This window comes from Rhizobium leguminosarum bv. trifolii WSM2297, from assembly GCF_000271845.1.
This window is the reverse complement of record NZ_JH719395.1, coordinates 1,465,769-1,480,864: the sequence shown is the minus strand read 5'-3', so window position 1 is coordinate 1,480,864 and position 15,096 is coordinate 1,465,769. Positions and strand designations below refer to the sequence as shown.

The window sequence follows — 15,096 nt, the reverse complement described above, 5'->3', positions numbered from 1 at the left end:
CGGAGCGAAACCCATGCTAGCCCGCAGCCCGCTCCGGCCTCTTCAGCCTGAGGTCGAGAACCAGCGGCACGCTGACCGCATAGACGGCGACGACCGAGAGCCAGATGGCGCCCGGCCACTCCCGGCGGACGACGAAATAGAAGCTCGAGAAGGCAAGCGGCGCGATGATCGAGGCGAGGCTGACGACTGAGGCCAGCACGCCCTGGAACTGGCCTTGGCTGGTTTCATCGACCTGCCGGGTCGCCAGCGACTGCAGCGCCGGCACGCCGATGCCGCCGAGCGTGAACACCGGCATGATCGCAAAGATCATCCAGCTCTTATCGGCAAAGGCCATGACGGTGAGGGCGATGCAGACGCCCCCGACACCGGTCAGGATCGCCCCGCGTTCGCCGAGCAGTTTGACGGCAGGCCCGGGCAGGAAGGCCTGGGCGAGCGCCTGGCAGATGCCGAAGGCGCCGAGCGAAAGGCCGATCGACAGCCCGTTCCAGTGGAAGGCGTCGCTGCCCCAGAGCGCCCAGCAGGTGCCGTAGGCCTCGCCGGTGGCGCTGAAGATGAAGAACAGGATGATGACAGGCAGCAGGCTTTTGACCTCCAGCACCGCGCGCAGCGGCCGCAGCGGATTGAGCGTCGAAAGCTCGATCCTCTCGCGGCTGCCGGGGCGCGATTCCGGCAGGATGAACAAGGCGAGCAGCAGGTTGGCGCCATTGAGGATGGCGGCCGCGATGAAAGGCAACCGCAGCCAATAATCGCCGAGCACGCCGCCGAGCACCGGGCCGATGATGAAGCCGAGGCCGAACATGGCGTTAAACAGGCCGAAGCGGCGGGCGCGTTTCTCCTCCGGCGAAATGTCGGTGATATAGGCTGTCGCCACCGCGATATTGGCGCTGGTCAGCCCGGCGATCGCCCGGCCGATGAACAGCAGGGCGAGATTGGGCGCAAAGGCGAGGAACAGGTAGTTGACGGCCGCCCCCGCCAGCGAAATCAACAGCACCGGCCGGCGGCCGAGCCGATCGCTCAGCGCCCCGAGCACCGGCGCGAAGATGAACTGCATGACCGCATAGAGCGCGGTCATCGTGCCGATCGTGGGGGCGACGTTTTCGGCATGGGTAATCTCCTGCAGCAGCGACGGCAGGATCGGAAAAATCAGCCCGATGCCGACGGCATCGAGGACAATGGCAGTGAAGATGACGATGAGGGATCTGGTCATGGCGCGTTTCCGGTCGACGCAGGCGTGCAGCGCCGGCAGCGCCTTTCCGGTTCCTTTGAATCACGGAAAAGCTCTGCCGCTTTCAAGCCATTCCTGGGAAAGCCGCTTCGCAGTTTTCCCGGGCAAAACGCGGGACGCAGTTTTCCCGGGCAAAACGCGGGACGCAGTTTTGCCGGAACGGATCGAGACGCCGAAGGCTCACGATGAAGCCTGACGCTGGGTCAGGCGTTTGGTTTCTGGGAGGTGCTGGCCGAACCATGGCTGAAGCGCATGGCTGGCGTGTATTCGACCGCCTGGACGACCATTCGTCCACCTGTTTACTCCGCCACTGAGCGGATCAAGGGAAGCAGTCGCTTTTCGCGACGGGCAAGACATACGCCGGATGGCTGGGGGCGGCAAGCCCCTTTTGTGTGGGGCGGATGGTGGGGTCCATCCGAAGCCTGCCCCTCACCCTAACCCTCTCCCCGTAAAACGGGGCGAGGGGACGTGCCCTGCGAGAGGTCAGACAGGATCGGATAGGCTGCGGCTCTCCCCCTTCGCCCCGTTTACGGGGGTCCGAAGGACGGGTCGAGACCCGTGGCTCGACCCCGGTCGGTGGCGGCAGCCGGATGAGGGGCCACTTTCGCCGATCTCCTCACCCATGGCGCGTTTCGCCTGTCGTTCGGCGCATATGAGGTTGTCTTGCCGGGGCAGTCGCTTCACCATGAAGGTAACTTCAGCTCCGGACAGAGACAGGCAGGCAATGACAGATATCGCGCAGATGCAGGAACAGCGATTGAGCGCCCTTCGACAGACCGCGTCGGGTGCGCCGAGACTGCCGTCCAACCCGTTCTTCGGCGTCGGGCCGATCACCGATGCGACGACCGACGAAGTGGATAGCCGCCTGCGGCGCATCGCCTTCGACGCCTGGATCGAAAAGACCTATCGCAAGTACGACGACCGCGGCAACGACATCGGCGGCTTCACCACGGCCGAGATTTCCCGCAGCATGCATCGCGGCTATCCGGCCGACAAGATCCTGACCGACATGATGCGGGCGATCCATCGTTATTTCGGTTTTCCCAAGACCAACCGCATGGCGGTCGGGCTCGGCGGCGGCCATAGCGGTTTCACCGTCTGCATCCAGCATCTGATGAATGCCAACGATGCCGCCCAGCGCGTCTATGTCGATACGCCGCAGCCGGAGAGCGATCCGTCCAAGGCGGCCGGCTTCTTCCGCCAGTCCTGGGCGACGCAGCTGATCGAGATGCAGCGCTTTGCCGAAAAGGGCTGCGAGAGCCGCATTCATTTCGCCGCCTCGGAAGGCGTGATCCCGACGGCGGCCGAACTTTCGGCGCTCGGCGTTTCGATCTTCGTCGGCGTCGGCCACGAAACCACCGGCGCCAATGCCTACACCAGCGGCGAGATCCACGAGCTGTTGAACTGGCTCGACGGCGATCCGGCTAACCGCCATGCGGTGTTCGACGCCACCTCGATGCTCGGCGCCATGCCCTGGGAGCCTGAACTGGTCAGCGCGGTGATGGCGAAATGCTGCCTGTTCATGCCGTTGCAGAAGGCGATCGGCGGCATTTCAGGCTATTTCGTCGCCTCCTTCACGCCGCATGCCCTGGCGCTGATCGAGAAGAATCAGCAGGATCCGGCCTGGGCGATCCCGCGGCAGCTGAAGATCGCCCCGCCGATCGATCCGCGGCAGCCGTTTTCGGCCAAGCGCTCCGTCGATGCCGGCCCGTTCTACGATCCGGCCGAAGACCGCATGCTCGGCGGCGTCATCAACACCTACAGCGCGCTCGCCTTTGCCGAGACCACCTTCGGCCTGCTGCAGTCGGAAGCCCGGGTCGGCTCCGTCGTCGAGTTCAACCGCCGCTCCGCCGCTAATCGCGCCGTGATTGACGAGTGGGTCAAGTCGCATCCGCTGCTGTCGCTGACCGTCACCGATGCCGACCGGCGTGGTGCGGCAGTGACGCTGTTGAAGGTCGAGGACGACGGCATCACCGATCTCGGCATTCACGCCCGCATCATCGCTCGTTCCAAACAACTGCTCGGTTATGAGGGCATCACCCATCCGAACGGCGCATACGAGCCCGGCCTCGATGCCGCCCGCTACGTCAATGCCTTCCCCGGCACTCCAGGCGATTACCGCGCCTGGGTCGGCGGCATCCGCGAGCCCGAAGATGTCGTGGCACTCCTGGAAAACCTGCAATACGCCTATCTCAGAGCCAAGATCGTCGTTCTCGAAGAGGAACTGGCAAAGAACGGCGTGACCTTCGAGGCGCCTGTCAAGGCCGATGGCGCCGTGCGCAAGGACGATCCGAACCACGCCTATACGGTGCTGATTGCCGATCTGGTCGGCTTGCGCTTCGGCGCTGACGGCGAGCCCGACTATAGCGAGGTCAAGGCCTATATCGAGGAGAAGGGCGGCGCCTTTCATCTCGGCCCGCTCGGTGATCGAGCCGGGCTTGAAAAGGGCCGCATCCATTTCTTCTATCAGCCGAACCTCAGCACCGAGGCGGAGATCCTGCCGCAGACCGACAAGGGCCAATATGACGCGCTGATCGCGGCTGCGACCTTCATCCCGAAGGCCTCGGTGTTTTCGCTCGGCGGCGTGCGCATCGGCGCCGGCACCGGCAATATGGGTTCGGCCTCCTGGGGCGGCGGCAACGGCGAGGGCGGCAATGCGGCGCTGATGAACACACCCGGCATCAACAGCCGGGCGACCGCCCAGATGGCTGTGAAGGCGATCCTCAAGGTCGTGCCCGACCTGCCGGTCGACAGGCTGCACCGGATGGTCTCTGGCGGCGATTTCGATACCGGCCGCCAGCTCAAGGATTTTCCGACGGCAAAGCTCGAGGGCCGCAAGCTTGCCGTGCTCGGCTATGGCAATATCGGCCGTGAAGTCGCCAAGCTCGCCAAGGCCTTCGGCATGCAGGTGGCGATCTATGCCCGCGAGCATCACCGGCGCTGGATCGAGGCGGAGGGCTTTGACTATGCCGCAAGCCCGGTCGAAGCGGCCAGCGGCGCCGACGTGCTCTCCGTCCATATCGGCCTCGGCCGCCTGGACGCAGCGACCGGCGTCTATTCCAATGCCGGCACCGTCGATGCCAAGGTGCTCGGCGCCATGAAGGACGGCGCCGTGCTGGTCAATTACGACCGCGGCGAAGTTGTCGACGCCGGCGCGCTCGACGCAGCCCTTGCCTCCGGCAAGATCGCCCATGCGGCCATCGACGCCGACCTTTTCAGGGATGCTGCGACCGGCGCGCTCAGCGGCCCGATGCTGCCCTACCTGCCGCTCGAGGAGCGCCACAAGGGCAAGCTCGAACTGCTGCCGCATGCCGCCGCCGACACCGACCACCCCTCGCGGGTAACCGGCGCCAAGCAGGCGGTCGACCAGATCTTCGACGTCATCCGCTTCAAATCCGTCGTCAATCTCAAGGGCGATCTGCCGGAGGGATACGTCTCCGGCGGCAGCCGCACGCCGGCCGGCATCGGCAAGGTGACGAAGCAGGTCGTCGCGGAAGCCGGCGGCAAGGCCAAGCTGCTGGAAGAGCTGCGCCAGGCCTCGGAAAAGATCGCCGCCATAACAGGCGCGCTGTCCGCCGTCTCCGATCCGGATCACCGCGGCCGCATCGTCGAGCGCTACACCGGCCTCCTGGTCGAAAATGCCGACCGGCAGCGCGCGCTTCTCGATCAGCTCGGCCTCTACGGGCCGGCGGAGGGCTGAGCTTTAGCGGCGGTCTCGGATCGGCCCAAGACCCCGCCCCAACCCCTCCCCACAAGGGGGGGGCTAACGTGTCGCACCGCTTCACGTAACCCTCACCGTAACCATCTGCGAAACGATAACAGCCAGCAAGACCTCGCCTTCCGGCTACCGCCGGACACCGCAGCCTAGCCCCTCCCCCTTGTGTGGAGGGGGTTGGGGAGGGGTCTTGCTGCCAACGCGCCGATCATCTCCTGCGCGCCGCTTATGCGCTCAACCTCATCGCCCGCCTCGATCCGCACCTCTAAGGCCGGCTCCCAACGCAAAACAGGCGGCACATCGGCCGCCTGCTTCGGTGTCTTCGGGTTGCCCGTTACTTCTGTTCGGGCGCTAGGAACTCGGCGCAATAGGACGGGCCGTTGACGCCGGGAATGTCGGCGACGGTGCGGATGTCGCGGATCGTGTAATCCGAGCTGGTGGTGATTTCGGCCTGGCAGCGCAGATAGGCGGTGCGGGCCGACGCGATCTGCTTGCCGCGCTTGCCGTCGGCGCCTTCGGCATATTTTGCCGGACTGCGCACGGTCTTGTAGCCGCCGCGCCAGGTATAGACGGTGGTGGCGCCTTCTTCGCGGTCGCTGATCGGCGGCCCGTAGGCGGCAAAGAAGATGCCGGCCGATTTGCCGACCCAGCGGGCCTCGATCGGATTGCCGGCGGAAGGAATGGTCGTGCATCCGGCAAGCCCAATTGCAAGCCCGGCCGCGGTGATGGTGCGGAGTTTCATCGTGTTGTCCCTGGTCTCTAGCGCAGTGGCTGCGAATCCGCTGTTTACGCGCGGTTTCGCCTGTCCCGTCGAGCCCTTTAGCGCGGAACCCGGCAAAAGAAAATTGCCCCTTTGGCACTTCCAGACGATTTGCTCCGAGTGTGTCTTTTTGCAGCAGCAGTGCATCGCCCGCCCTGTCATCAACCCGTCAAAAATTCCACCGGCTTTTTGGAATTTGGTGCTTGTGCAACCAGATAGGCTGTTCTATAGAAGCGCCGCTGGTCACGGAGTGTAGCGCAGTCTGGTAGCGCACCACGTTCGGGACGTGGGGGTCGAGTGTTCGAATCACTCCACTCCGACCAGTCGTAACCCTCGGTCATTATTGCCGGAAAGCAGGGTTGCTAATGTTTCCCGAAATCCTCGACTGACTAAAAATGACGGCAACGATCATTCCGACCGGAACGCGGCGGGAAGATCGACAGCGAGATCAAGCGGCTGGAAATGCCGCAGGTTTTCCGTAACGACGGTGAGGTCGTAGGCCCGCGCGGTCGCCGCGATGATGAGGTCGCCGAGACCCGGATGACGCCCTCGGCTCTCGGCTTCATCTTCCAGAGCGCCGACGATGCGCGCGACAACGATATCCATCGGCAAGATCCGATCGCCGAAACTGTCGGTGATTAAGTCCAGCCATGTCGAAAGGCGCTTTGCCCGCTCGATCCCGCCGGGACGGTGAAGGCTCCGCATTCCCTTCTCGATCTCCGCGACCGATAGAGCCGACAGAAACAGGCTATCGGCTTCGCCTTGCTCATGAAACCATGCCCCTATTGGATCGGACGGCGGCATCTTGCCCGGCGCGAATTTCGAAATGATGTTGGTGTCGAGAAGGTAGGCGGTCACAGATCGATATCGCGCATTGTCGACGGGTTCCGCTCCAACTCAACCCCGCCGGGGAAGGTCAACAGAAAATCCCCGAAATTCGGCCGTGGCTTCTTCAAAGCCCTTTTCGCGGCCTCGGCCGCTTCGACGGATACGAGCACGGCAGCGGGCTTTCCGTGCCGCGTGATCGTGACGAATTCCCCGTTCGCCGCTTCATCGACCAGACCGGCGAAACCGGCCTTTGCCTCTGCCACGCTGATTGTCGACATTGCAGCCTCCGATTCTAAATGACCATATATGGTCAAATTAGGCGGCGGCGCCGGCGAATCAAGGCGAGAATTCTGGAAGGGCGGCGCTTTTCGGCCGAAGCCGAACCTCTATCCGGTTAGAATTTTTCTGCGGGAACGTTATAACCGAGCGCGCCAACCACAGGGCATATGTCCAAGACGGCTCCCTCAACCGGAACGAGTCCCAAAGTGATTCGTTGAGTCGCGTTCCGTGTGAGATACTGGGCCATGAGCAAGCGACGAAGCTTCAAACCGGTGAAGATCACCATCAATGGCAAGGTGAGGACGGTATATAATGTCGTCCAGGCCGGCAACACTTTGCTGAACGATTGGCCCGACCAGACGCCGGCGGCCAAGGTTGCCGAGCGGCTGGTGCTCGACGTCTTCAACGATGCCGCCGAGCCCGAGCAGGTGCGGCGGGCGTTCATTACCGCGGCCAAGGCGAGCGACATCAAATATAGTTCCTGATCGGTGGTATCGGGCAGTGCCGTCGCTCATTTCCATGACATCAGCTCCTGATCGGCGAGATCCTGGTTCTTGAACTGCGCCTCCATCCAGGCGGCCGTGATGATGGCGGCGAGGAAGCCGAAGGTGAGGCAGGTGATGGCCTGCTTGCGCCAGGAGATGAAGGTGACGGGCGCCGGGGTGAGGGGCTGTTCCGCGCATTCACGGGCCGGGCAGGCGCAGCCGCAAAAGGCCTTGACGATGCAATCGGCAGACATCTCCGCTCCCCTCAGGCGTAAAGCTGATCGCGATCGGTCATGCCCATGATCTCGCGGGCATAGCGGTAATGCTCCTCGACGGAGGCGACAGCACCCCGCAGCCAGGACGGGCCGCGGACCGAATGTTCAGGACGGCGGAGATAGGCAAAGCCGAGGGCGCCCATGCGCTGGGCCTCGATCGCCATATAGGCGCTGCAGTCGCTCATCCCTAGCGCGCCATTCCAGCGGGCGTCGCGCTTGCTCTCCACGGTCTCGATATTGCGGATGTGCTGCATCGCTCTGTCCTCTCACACGCCTCTGTTCTGCTCGTGAGATAAAGGTATATATCATACCCGATAACGTCAACCGTAAAAGATATAAAAAATACCTTAACGATTGACGAGGTACGAATCATAGGCGTATGTCTGTGCCCTAGTGATTGGGCGACCGGGTGCAACTCCCGAGCTGACGAAGCCCAGCGGCGCGGGAAGCGAAAGTCCTTAAGTGCGCTGTCAGAAAATCAGGACGAGGGCGAAGCGAATGGCCCCTCTGGCACGTGTCCCATCCCGGCTCCGGCCTTCAGGACTTGGCCAATGCTCTCCCGGCTTCATGGGCTTTGCTCATGGGGTAGGGGGAAGCTTTGGCCGGAACCCTCCCTCACCAGCCTTCAGGATCGAAGACAGAAAGATAGAATCAAAACCTATCTTGGAGTCTGATGCTGCGAGAAAAAACGGGGGCCGGCCATGCGCAGCGAAAACGAAATCGCCGGCGAAGCGGTCGAGGCGACTTGGATGCGATCATCGAAATTCTACGATCCGTGGGAGGGGCGCTGCCGAGGGACAGGTTGCTCGCAGCCATCCGGAAGCTGTGCGCGAACGGCATCCGGAGCCTCCGCAATTTGTGGTTTCAGCGAAGGGGCGCCCCGATCGCACTGATGATCCCAACCGCCAGATCGGCGAGATCGAAGCGAAATTTTACAGGCCGTACATTTCTCGCGCGGCGCTGAACGCCAGCAGAAACACCGCTAATGTGACGATATAGAACCAAATTCTGCCGGCGCGCGAGGAAGGGCGGATCATCCTGGTTTCCTTGATAAATATGATTTAATTGCGGTTTTTCTTCCGAGCGTGGGCATGCCGTCCCTACATCTCGATGATCGATCGGCGGACGCGGCCGACGATGGTGACGGCGCCCTGGAATTGCGGCGGCGGCACGTCCTCGTAAGAGGCCGGCTGGAAGGGCGGGTCGTCGTTCGGGCGATAGCGCTTGTAGGTGGCGGCCCCCGTCTCGTCGGCGACGACATAAAGCGCGTTCGGCGCCAGGCGCTTATCGCGAAGGTTGACGAAGATGATCGAGCCCGGCGGTGAGATCTTGTTCATCGAATTGCCTTCGACTTCGAGCGCGATCCATTCGCCATCCGGCAGATCAAGGGCTGCCACCGTCGGGAATTCCGAAAAGTCGGTGATCGGCGCCTGCTCGCTCAGCTGGCCGGCGCTGACCCAGGAGATCTTCGGCACGTCGGCGACGGAAACCGGCAGCTCGTCCGGATCGAGCGCGTTGCCGGTTCCGAACTGCAGCCAGTTGAGATTGACCTTGAAGGCGCGGGCATATTTCTTCGCATCGGCAATGCCGAACCCGTTGCGGCCGGACTCATGCGCCTTGTAGACATTCGCATTCCAGCCGAACCGATCGACGATCGCCTTCGGCCCGGCGAAGCCCGCGTTTTTCCTGGCCATAACCAGCCGCTTTGCGCGTTCTTCGCGCTCAAATTGTTCCTGATCTTTCAACATGATATAAAAAATACCCTAGTTCAGGGTATATGTCATGCCCTTTTGTGCTTGACATGTCGGGTATTAATTGTACCCTAATACGCATGACAAACAGCAACATCATCAACAACGGACCAAGCCTCCGGCGCTGCGGCGCCCGCTACGCCGGCTGCCCGAACTGCGGCAAGGCGCTGTCGATCGCCGAAGTGATCGAGCGCCATTGCGAGACATGCGGCCGGCAGACGAACCCGAAGGAAATGCGGCAGAGCGCCTGTTCTCCGATGACCGATCCCGACAGCCTCACTCCTCCCTGACGGCTATCGGTGGCCGGCGTCGCTGCCCTCCCTCGGCGACGCCGGCATCTTATTCCCCCCCCGGGCGGCGGCCCGGAGGCGACCGGAGCCTTTGCTGCCGCAACAGAGCCGGCGCTCCGCTCGCCGTCGATGAATTCAAAGGAAGCAGCTGGCAGCGCCGCTTCGGCGGGAACGCCGCGCCGCGTTCGAAATGGACAACAAGGATCACCCTGGCATGAACCCGCTCGAGCTCTTCCGCACCGGCAGGGACTATATCGAAATCGCAGCCATCCTCGGCATGTCGGTGCCCTCGGTGGAAATCGAGATCCACCGGCTTCGCAGCGCCGAGAAGGGCGATACCGCGCAGCAGGATCATGCCGGCGCGGAGATCCGCCGGTTTCCCCACCGGATCAAGCCGGGCACGCCGGTCAATTTTGCCGGCGGGCAGCGGCGGCTGTGGGTTTGAGCGTGGCTCAATCGACCGGAGAAAGGAAAGGAAACAATGAGCAAGGACATCATGGACATCCTCAGCCCGGTGCTGGGGGAGGAGCTGGCGGCAGCGGTCATCGAGCATCGCAAGCGCACGCTGAAGCGGCCGCTGACGGCTTACGCAGCCCGGATCCAGGCCAGGGAATATCTGCTGACCGGCGACCCGGCGGGTGCTGCCGAGATGCAGATCTTCCGCGGCTGGCAGGCGATCAAATGCGACTGGTACCTCAAGGAGAAGGCGAGGGAAGCCGGGTCGATCAACAGCAGCGCGAGAAGGACGACAGTCGATGCCGCAAGAGATTTCCTCTCCGGTGAAGATCATAGCGGGGATGCTTTCGGGTTTCCCGGCATCCGCCGGCACTGATCCCGACATGCAGATCCGCGCCTATCTCTTGGCCATCGACGGCATTTCGGATGAGGCGGTCTGGCGGGCCGCCAGAGGTTTCATCGCCGGAAAGGACGAGGGGCCATAACCGCGCCTTTGCCCCAAGCAGCGCCAGCTTTGCCGAGGAGTGCCGACATCAGCAGGCGGTGATGGCAGCGCAAAGCCGCCCGCGCCTCGAGCCCGAACCCGAGACGCCGCAGCCGAAAGTCGCGGCCTACAAGATGCAGCTGCTGCGCGACGCGGCCAATGGCAGCCGCAGCGCCAGGCGGGAACTGGCGCAGATGTTCCCCGACAACCCGGTCATCGCAAGGGCCGCACGAGAGACGCAGGAGGCGAGATGAGAGCCGAATTCTGGACGGAAGACAAAATCGGCAGGGCCGTGAAGCTCTGGCACGACGGCCTGTCGGCAAGAGCGATCGCCGAGCTGTTCGGCTCGAAGAAGAACACCGTCATCATGATGGCGCGCCGCAACCGCGACAGGTTCCCGGCCCGGCAGGACGCCCGGCAAAAGCTTCCGCAGGCCGAACTCGCGCCGCCCGAGCCGCCCCGCCACCCCGACCGCGTCAGGCGTATGACGTTCTCGGGCGCCGAGGTGACGATGCCGCGGGTGCCGTTCATCGATGGGCCGGCGCCATGAGCCCGGCCGTCATCAACAACGTCACCCCGCGGGAAACCGAAATCATTGGCTGGATGGAGGCAGGAAAGACGGCGGCCGAGATCGGCACCATTCTCGGCATCTCCCACATCACGGTGAATACGCACATCGCCAACGCCAAGGCCAGACTCGGCGTCGTCAAGGATACCGCACTTGTCGCCGCAGCGCTTCGCAACGGCATCATTCGATAGAAGGACAATCAGCATGGGTGGCAAAGCAGCCAAGGCACGGACACAACGGGTTAACAAGGGCGCCGGCCGGCCGCGCAAGGAAAATGTCGAGCGTTTTCCCTGCGGCAAGATCAAGCCCTTCGAGACCGAGAAGGACAATATCAGCGTCGCGATATCAGCCCGCCGCCGCATCCACGGCTTCGGCCGGACGGTCAGCGACGAGACGGTCAAGAGCCCGGTTGCCGGTTATACGCTGGGCCGCATGTTCCTCGACGGCCTGATCACTTCAGAGCAGCGCCAGGCCGGCGACGACTATGCCGAGGCCATGGCCCGCTACCACAAGACCACCGGCATCCCGGCCCCGAGCCCCCGGGCCCAATCGCTCTTCACTGTTAAAGGCCACGAGGGCGAAGTGACCGAAACCCTCGCCGACCGCGCCCGCAAGGCCAGCAACCGCATGATGGCCCTGCAGGCCATCCTGCTCCGCTGCCAGGACGGCCCGCAGGTCCGCAGCACCGTCTACAATGTGACGGTGATGGACTACGAACACCTGCGCCAGATGCCGCCGCAGCAACTGCTGTGGCTGCGGCGGGGATTGATTGCCTTGCGCGCGGCGAGGGTGGGTGATGGGGTGGGGTAGGCTGGTGGTTAGGCGGCGGATTGGCGGGATGACAATGACTGCTGACCGAAGCAAAATTCGCCCATATCCCGTCCGCCATCGCTATCTGTCTCCCAGGCTCATCCCACCCTCCGTCTTCCTCGGGCTTGGCCCGAGGATCCACACCGGCCTCCATCCGTTGCGGCATGGATCCCAGGCTCAAGGCCTGGAATAACGGAGGTTGGGGTGCGGTTTCGACAAACGCCCTCGCCGATCGAGCTGAACAGCTGAGCCGGATGCTTCGACCCCAGGCCGGCGCGTCCAGACTTTGCAATGAACGCATTGGCGCATTCGGGCAAGGTCGATCAAGGCCGCGTGCATGCGATTGAGTGAGAATATCCGTTTCAGCCTCACGCAATCAAGGCGGAATAGATAGGGCTATTCATAAGGAATAGACCGATGCTGAAATCGTTTCCGAACCCGCAGATGCGAGTATGCGTCAAAGCACTTGTTGCTCTATTGATTGTTGGTCTAAGGCCGGCCGCCGGGATGCCGCCATGCCCTCCTCAGAATGAATTGCTGGCGAAAGCGAAGACCGTGGTTGAGGCACGTGTGAAATCGCTGTCGATTGGGGATTCCGGTTTGCTGGTGACGGAGGGCGCTCCGACGCGAATGATACGGGTGGATTTGGAGATTAAGAGAGTCATCAAGGGAAAGTACCCTGGAAAGGATGCAATCGTCTACGGCACCGTATATCCTCCAGGGCCATTCAAGGAACTGAGCATGATGGCGTTGATCGGCGGGCTCGGTAGCGACGACACCTTCGAATGGGAGCTTGCACGCCGAGAAATTGGTGATGGAGTGGCGTTCTTTTCGATGAGTAGCTGCAGCTATTACAAATTCCCAGTTTATAACGTTGGTCCCGACTGATCGATCTCATCCGGGCTACCACTCCTCAACCTCCAGACTGTAATTCGCCACCCTCTCCATAAAGCTCCTTCCTCGCCTTGAATTTTTGGCGCTAAAGAATTGGCTGATAGCTCGCACTGAGGGCGCTCGTGAAAGGCTGCAGGCACGGTGCTTGCCGTGAAGACCTCCTGCCCAAAATCGAATTCAGAGCAAACGATCGACAAATTGCTCGCTCTCCCACTCCCTGAGAAAATTCGCCTCCCGGGCGATCCAGCCGACGGCCTCGCTTCCCCATTCTTGTGCCCGGCTGGCGTATTCGCCCATCAGCCAGATGTGGCGGACGATCACGAATCTCTGGGCCGCTTCGAAGTCGTCGGGGGTGATCTCCCGGATGGCGCGGTAGCCGTCGATGAAGGCGTCCCACATGGCGGTCGACGACCGGCCGAAGGAGACTTGCGCCCACAGGAAGACCGAGAGGTCGTAGGCGAGGTATCCCGGACCGCCGTCGTCAAAATCGAAAAATACGGCTTCGCCGGCGTCGTTGATGCGCGCATTGAAGCCGTGGCAGTCTCCATGACAATAGGTCCGGGTCAAATTGCCCGCTTCGATCGCCGTTGCGGTTCGCGCGGCGATGGTTTCCAGCTCGCCATAGACGTCCGCGTCTTCGACGACGCCGCTGTCGCGTATGCGTGCCAGCGGCCGAAACAGCAGGTGTTCGAGGTCAAGCCGGTAGAGCGCGCCATCGGGCGAAAATGTCTCGGCGGCATTATGCAGCAGAGCAAGGGTCTTGCCGTTGGCCAAAGCATCGCCGGCATCCGTTGGCTGCGGCTTGCGGCCATCGAGCGCCCGGAAGAGCACGCCCTCGCGCGCACCCTCCGGCGCAGATCCTCGAAGGAACAAGGCGCCCTCGCGTGTCGGGATGGGCGCGGCGACCGGAACGCCCGATTGCGCGAGATGCGTGAGAAAGGCCGTTTCGGTTTTGACGTCGGCTGGACCACGCGCCCGCCGATGCGAAAGCCGGAAGACATAACGCTCGGCGTTGCTGCCAACGATGAGATAGACGTCGTTCAGCCCGCGTTGCAGCAGGCGGCAGGAGACCGGCCCCGCCAGCGAATAATGCGCATCGATGAACCGTTCGACTGCCTCGACCCGCGGGGTCGAATAGAGCGGATCAAAGTCGAGCATCGGCGCTGTCCCGTAAGAGTTTTGCAAAAAGCCTATGCTGGCGTTCCTGCCGGAATCTTCCCTTCCATGGGTCGTCATGTTTTCACCACCGAGAAAAACAGGAACCGCGGTGTCGTCGTCAGGCTCTGATAGGCCTGCGGGAAAAGCGTGCGGGCGCGCGGATCGGGCTGCGGCTCGCTGACGGTTTCGATCTGAAATCCGGCGGTCTTGAGCGCGTCGAACATGGCGTGCAGCGGCCGATGCCAGAAGCGCATGGCGATGTCCTTGCCGCCGCGCTGCCAGGTTTCGTCAAAACTGTAGGTCTCGAAATAATTGTCGCGGCCGCTCGAGGCGTGATCCATGAAGGGATGGTGGGTGGAGAAAACCAGGCGGCCGCCTTGAGGCAGCAGCCGGTTGAATTCCCGGAGCGGCCCCGACCAATCAGGCAGATAATGCAGGACCAGCGAGGCGAGGATCAGCCCGAACGCTTGATCCTCGAACGGCAGTGCTTCGCCGAGATCAGCCCGCAGCAGGCGCGCGCGTCCTTCCAGGCGGCGTTGCGCGATATCAAGCATGCCGGCGCTTGCATCGATCCCGGTGACCACGGCCCCGCGCTCGACGAGCGCTGCCGCATGCGCCCCGCCGCCGCATCCCGCATCGAGCACGGAAAGCCCGGCGACCTCGCCGACCAGGGCAAGAATGGCCGGCCGCTCATAATAGGCATTCCAGGCATTGCCCTCATTATCCGCGTCATAAGCCGCCGCGAAGGCATCATAATCATTCTCGGTCACGGTTTGCCTTTCCGGAGTGTCGGAAGATTTCGTTGATGCCATGGTCTGGATTTTTCCGAGAGTGGGCAGCTGGCGGGGTGAGGGGCGGATCGCACTATTTTTGCGAGAATCGCTGGAAAATGCAAGCTGAAGAGATCGTCGCTCGGAATTCGCTGCGTGCCCCTCATCCGCCTGCCGGCACCTTCTCCCCGCGCGCGGGGCGAAGGGGACAAGCCGCAGCCTCTCCGCTCCTCGCCAACGTTGAGTGGGGCACGTCCCCTCTCCCCGTTTTACGGGGAGAGGGTTAGGGTCATATGCGCTAGGTTAGGCGAGCATTCAGATAATCGCATTGTTTTCGACGTCGGCGTG

The 15,096-nt window shown here is 62.7% G+C and carries 18 protein-coding genes, 1 tRNA gene and 1 pseudogene; 11 read left to right on the top strand and 9 right to left on the bottom strand.

Annotated elements, in window-relative coordinates; all coding sequences use genetic code 11:
• Positions 1 to 16 precede the first annotated feature (16 nt).
• Positions 17 to 1,207 carry a TCR/Tet family MFS transporter gene (locus RLEG4DRAFT_RS22545; protein WP_003580198.1) on the bottom strand — a complete coding sequence of 397 codons (1,191 nt, stop codon included), beginning with the start codon at positions 1,205 to 1,207 and terminating at the stop codon, positions 17 to 19.
• A 742-nt stretch (positions 1,208 to 1,949) separates the two neighbouring features.
• On the opposite strand from RLEG4DRAFT_RS22545, the gene RLEG4DRAFT_RS22535 reads away from it, so the two are divergent.
• Complete coding sequence (locus tag RLEG4DRAFT_RS22535) at positions 1,950 to 4,925, top strand: NAD(P)-dependent oxidoreductase (protein ID WP_003580196.1); 2,976 nt, start codon at positions 1,950 to 1,952, stop codon at positions 4,923 to 4,925.
• A gap of 349 nt (positions 4,926 to 5,274) precedes the next feature.
• Here the strand turns inward: RLEG4DRAFT_RS22535 and RLEG4DRAFT_RS22530 are convergent, their stop codons facing one another.
• Entirely contained in the window at positions 5,275 to 5,682 is a 408-nt protein-coding gene (locus RLEG4DRAFT_RS22530) for a hypothetical protein (RefSeq protein WP_037094009.1), read from the bottom strand.
• Between the two features lie 264 nt (positions 5,683 to 5,946).
• Here RLEG4DRAFT_RS22530 and RLEG4DRAFT_RS22525 point away from each other — a divergent pair.
• Positions 5,947 to 6,023: transfer RNA gene (locus tag RLEG4DRAFT_RS22525), tRNA-Pro, on the top strand.
• Positions 6,024 to 6,108: 85 nt separating this feature from the next.
• Here RLEG4DRAFT_RS22525 and RLEG4DRAFT_RS22520 read toward each other — a convergent pair.
• Positions 6,109 to 6,558, bottom strand: coding sequence for a type II toxin-antitoxin system VapC family toxin (locus RLEG4DRAFT_RS22520; protein WP_003580192.1), 450 nt, complete (start codon positions 6,556 to 6,558; stop codon positions 6,109 to 6,111).
• Entirely contained in the window at positions 6,555 to 6,806 is a 252-nt protein-coding gene (locus tag RLEG4DRAFT_RS22515) for a type II toxin-antitoxin system Phd/YefM family antitoxin (protein ID WP_003580189.1), read from the bottom strand. The genes RLEG4DRAFT_RS22520 and RLEG4DRAFT_RS22515 overlap by 4 nt, the downstream gene beginning before the upstream one ends.
• 246 nt (positions 6,807 to 7,052) lie before the next feature.
• Between RLEG4DRAFT_RS22515 and RLEG4DRAFT_RS22510 the strand changes: the two genes are divergently transcribed.
• Positions 7,053 to 7,292 carry a DUF982 domain-containing protein gene (locus RLEG4DRAFT_RS22510; protein ID WP_003580187.1) on the top strand — a complete coding sequence of 80 codons (240 nt, stop codon included), beginning with the start codon at positions 7,053 to 7,055 and terminating at the stop codon, positions 7,290 to 7,292.
• A 26-nt stretch (positions 7,293 to 7,318) separates the two neighbouring features.
• Here the strand turns inward: RLEG4DRAFT_RS22510 and RLEG4DRAFT_RS22505 are convergent, their stop codons facing one another.
• The 3 genes from RLEG4DRAFT_RS22505 to RLEG4DRAFT_RS22495 form a co-directional block, all read right to left on the bottom strand.
• Complete coding sequence (locus RLEG4DRAFT_RS22505; protein WP_003580185.1) at positions 7,319 to 7,546, bottom strand: hypothetical protein; 228 nt, start codon at positions 7,544 to 7,546, stop codon at positions 7,319 to 7,321.
• 11 nt (positions 7,547 to 7,557) lie between these two features.
• Positions 7,558 to 7,821, bottom strand: a complete 264-nt coding sequence (locus RLEG4DRAFT_RS22500) for a hypothetical protein (RefSeq protein ID WP_003580184.1) — start codon at positions 7,819 to 7,821, stop codon at positions 7,558 to 7,560.
• Positions 7,822 to 8,667: 846 nt separating this feature from the next.
• A complete protein-coding gene (locus tag RLEG4DRAFT_RS22495) occupies positions 8,668 to 9,315 on the bottom strand; it encodes a S24 family peptidase (RefSeq protein WP_003580178.1) in 648 nt (215 codons plus the stop codon).
• A gap of 83 nt (positions 9,316 to 9,398) precedes the next feature.
• On the opposite strand from RLEG4DRAFT_RS22495, the gene RLEG4DRAFT_RS39040 reads away from it, so the two are divergent.
• The 8 genes and pseudogenes from RLEG4DRAFT_RS39040 to RLEG4DRAFT_RS22460 all read left to right on the top strand — a co-directional run bounded on the left by RLEG4DRAFT_RS39040 (position 9,399) and on the right by RLEG4DRAFT_RS22460 (position 12,814).
• Positions 9,399 to 9,608, top strand: a complete 210-nt coding sequence (locus RLEG4DRAFT_RS39040) for a hypothetical protein (RefSeq protein ID WP_085061921.1) — start codon at positions 9,399 to 9,401, stop codon at positions 9,606 to 9,608.
• A gap of 214 nt (positions 9,609 to 9,822) precedes the next feature.
• Positions 9,823 to 10,053 (top strand): sigma-70 family RNA polymerase sigma factor, encoded by a 231-nt coding sequence (locus RLEG4DRAFT_RS22490; RefSeq protein ID WP_125869647.1) that lies wholly within the window; start codon positions 9,823 to 9,825, stop codon positions 10,051 to 10,053.
• A gap of 36 nt (positions 10,054 to 10,089) precedes the next feature.
• Positions 10,090 to 10,440, top strand: coding sequence for a hypothetical protein (locus tag RLEG4DRAFT_RS22485; protein ID WP_003580175.1), 351 nt, complete (start codon positions 10,090 to 10,092; stop codon positions 10,438 to 10,440).
• A pseudogene (locus tag RLEG4DRAFT_RS22480) lies at positions 10,406 to 10,802 on the top strand (hypothetical protein). The gene RLEG4DRAFT_RS22485 and the pseudogene RLEG4DRAFT_RS22480 overlap by 35 nt, the downstream one beginning before the upstream one ends.
• Positions 10,799 to 11,098 (top strand): hypothetical protein, encoded by a 300-nt coding sequence (locus RLEG4DRAFT_RS22475; RefSeq protein ID WP_003580173.1) that lies wholly within the window; start codon positions 10,799 to 10,801, stop codon positions 11,096 to 11,098. Before RLEG4DRAFT_RS22480 ends, RLEG4DRAFT_RS22475 begins: the two are co-directional and overlap by 4 nt.
• A gap of 11 nt (positions 11,099 to 11,109) precedes the next feature.
• Positions 11,110 to 11,307: a response regulator transcription factor gene (locus RLEG4DRAFT_RS22470; protein ID WP_171898272.1), complete on the top strand. Its 198-nt coding sequence runs from the start codon at positions 11,110 to 11,112 to the stop codon at positions 11,305 to 11,307.
• Positions 11,308 to 11,320: 13 nt separating this feature from the next.
• A complete protein-coding gene (locus tag RLEG4DRAFT_RS22465; protein ID WP_003580171.1) occupies positions 11,321 to 11,926 on the top strand; it encodes a hypothetical protein in 606 nt (201 codons plus the stop codon).
• 417 nt (positions 11,927 to 12,343) lie between these two features.
• Positions 12,344 to 12,814, top strand: a complete 471-nt coding sequence (locus RLEG4DRAFT_RS22460; RefSeq protein WP_003580169.1) for a hypothetical protein — start codon at positions 12,344 to 12,346, stop codon at positions 12,812 to 12,814.
• Between the two features lie 183 nt (positions 12,815 to 12,997).
• On the opposite strand, the gene RLEG4DRAFT_RS22455 is transcribed toward RLEG4DRAFT_RS22460, so the two are convergent.
• Both RLEG4DRAFT_RS22455 and RLEG4DRAFT_RS22450 read right to left on the bottom strand, forming a co-directional pair.
• On the bottom strand, positions 12,998 to 13,978 hold the full coding sequence (locus tag RLEG4DRAFT_RS22455) for a phosphotransferase enzyme family protein (RefSeq protein ID WP_003580167.1): 981 nt from the start codon (positions 13,976 to 13,978) through the stop codon (positions 12,998 to 13,000).
• Positions 13,979 to 14,052: 74 nt separating this feature from the next.
• Positions 14,053 to 14,748 (bottom strand): class I SAM-dependent methyltransferase, encoded by a 696-nt coding sequence (locus RLEG4DRAFT_RS22450; RefSeq protein ID WP_003580166.1) that lies wholly within the window; start codon positions 14,746 to 14,748, stop codon positions 14,053 to 14,055.
• Between the last annotated feature and the right edge of the window lie 348 nt (positions 14,749 to 15,096).

Excerpts from the sequence above, each read along its gene's own strand:
- RLEG4DRAFT_RS22545 (WP_003580198.1), bottom strand. The coding sequence starts at position 1,207 with ATGACCAGATCCCTCATCGTCATCTTCACTGCCATTGTCCTCGATGCC.
- RLEG4DRAFT_RS22535 (WP_003580196.1), top strand. The coding sequence starts at position 1,950 with ATGACAGATATCGCGCAGATGCAGGAACAGCGATTGAGCGCCCTTCGA.
- RLEG4DRAFT_RS22530 (WP_037094009.1), bottom strand. The coding sequence starts at position 5,682 with ATGAAACTCCGCACCATCACCGCGGCCGGGCTTGCAATTGGGCTTGCC.
- RLEG4DRAFT_RS22515 (WP_003580189.1), bottom strand. The coding sequence starts at position 6,806 with ATGTCGACAATCAGCGTGGCAGAGGCAAAGGCCGGTTTCGCCGGTCTG.
- RLEG4DRAFT_RS22510 (WP_003580187.1), top strand. The coding sequence starts at position 7,053 with ATGAGCAAGCGACGAAGCTTCAAACCGGTGAAGATCACCATCAATGGC.
- RLEG4DRAFT_RS22505 (WP_003580185.1), bottom strand. The coding sequence starts at position 7,546 with ATGTCTGCCGATTGCATCGTCAAGGCCTTTTGCGGCTGCGCCTGCCCG.
- RLEG4DRAFT_RS22500 (WP_003580184.1), bottom strand. The coding sequence starts at position 7,821 with ATGCAGCACATCCGCAATATCGAGACCGTGGAGAGCAAGCGCGACGCC.
- RLEG4DRAFT_RS22495 (WP_003580178.1), bottom strand. The coding sequence starts at position 9,315 with ATGTTGAAAGATCAGGAACAATTTGAGCGCGAAGAACGCGCAAAGCGG.
- RLEG4DRAFT_RS39040 (WP_085061921.1), top strand. The coding sequence starts at position 9,399 with ATGACAAACAGCAACATCATCAACAACGGACCAAGCCTCCGGCGCTGC.
- RLEG4DRAFT_RS22490 (WP_125869647.1), top strand. The coding sequence starts at position 9,823 with ATGAACCCGCTCGAGCTCTTCCGCACCGGCAGGGACTATATCGAAATC.
- RLEG4DRAFT_RS22485 (WP_003580175.1), top strand. The coding sequence starts at position 10,090 with ATGAGCAAGGACATCATGGACATCCTCAGCCCGGTGCTGGGGGAGGAG.
- RLEG4DRAFT_RS22475 (WP_003580173.1), top strand. The coding sequence starts at position 10,799 with ATGAGAGCCGAATTCTGGACGGAAGACAAAATCGGCAGGGCCGTGAAG.
- RLEG4DRAFT_RS22465 (WP_003580171.1), top strand. The coding sequence starts at position 11,321 with ATGGGTGGCAAAGCAGCCAAGGCACGGACACAACGGGTTAACAAGGGC.
- RLEG4DRAFT_RS22460 (WP_003580169.1), top strand. The coding sequence starts at position 12,344 with ATGCTGAAATCGTTTCCGAACCCGCAGATGCGAGTATGCGTCAAAGCA.
- RLEG4DRAFT_RS22455 (WP_003580167.1), bottom strand. The coding sequence starts at position 13,978 with ATGCTCGACTTTGATCCGCTCTATTCGACCCCGCGGGTCGAGGCAGTC.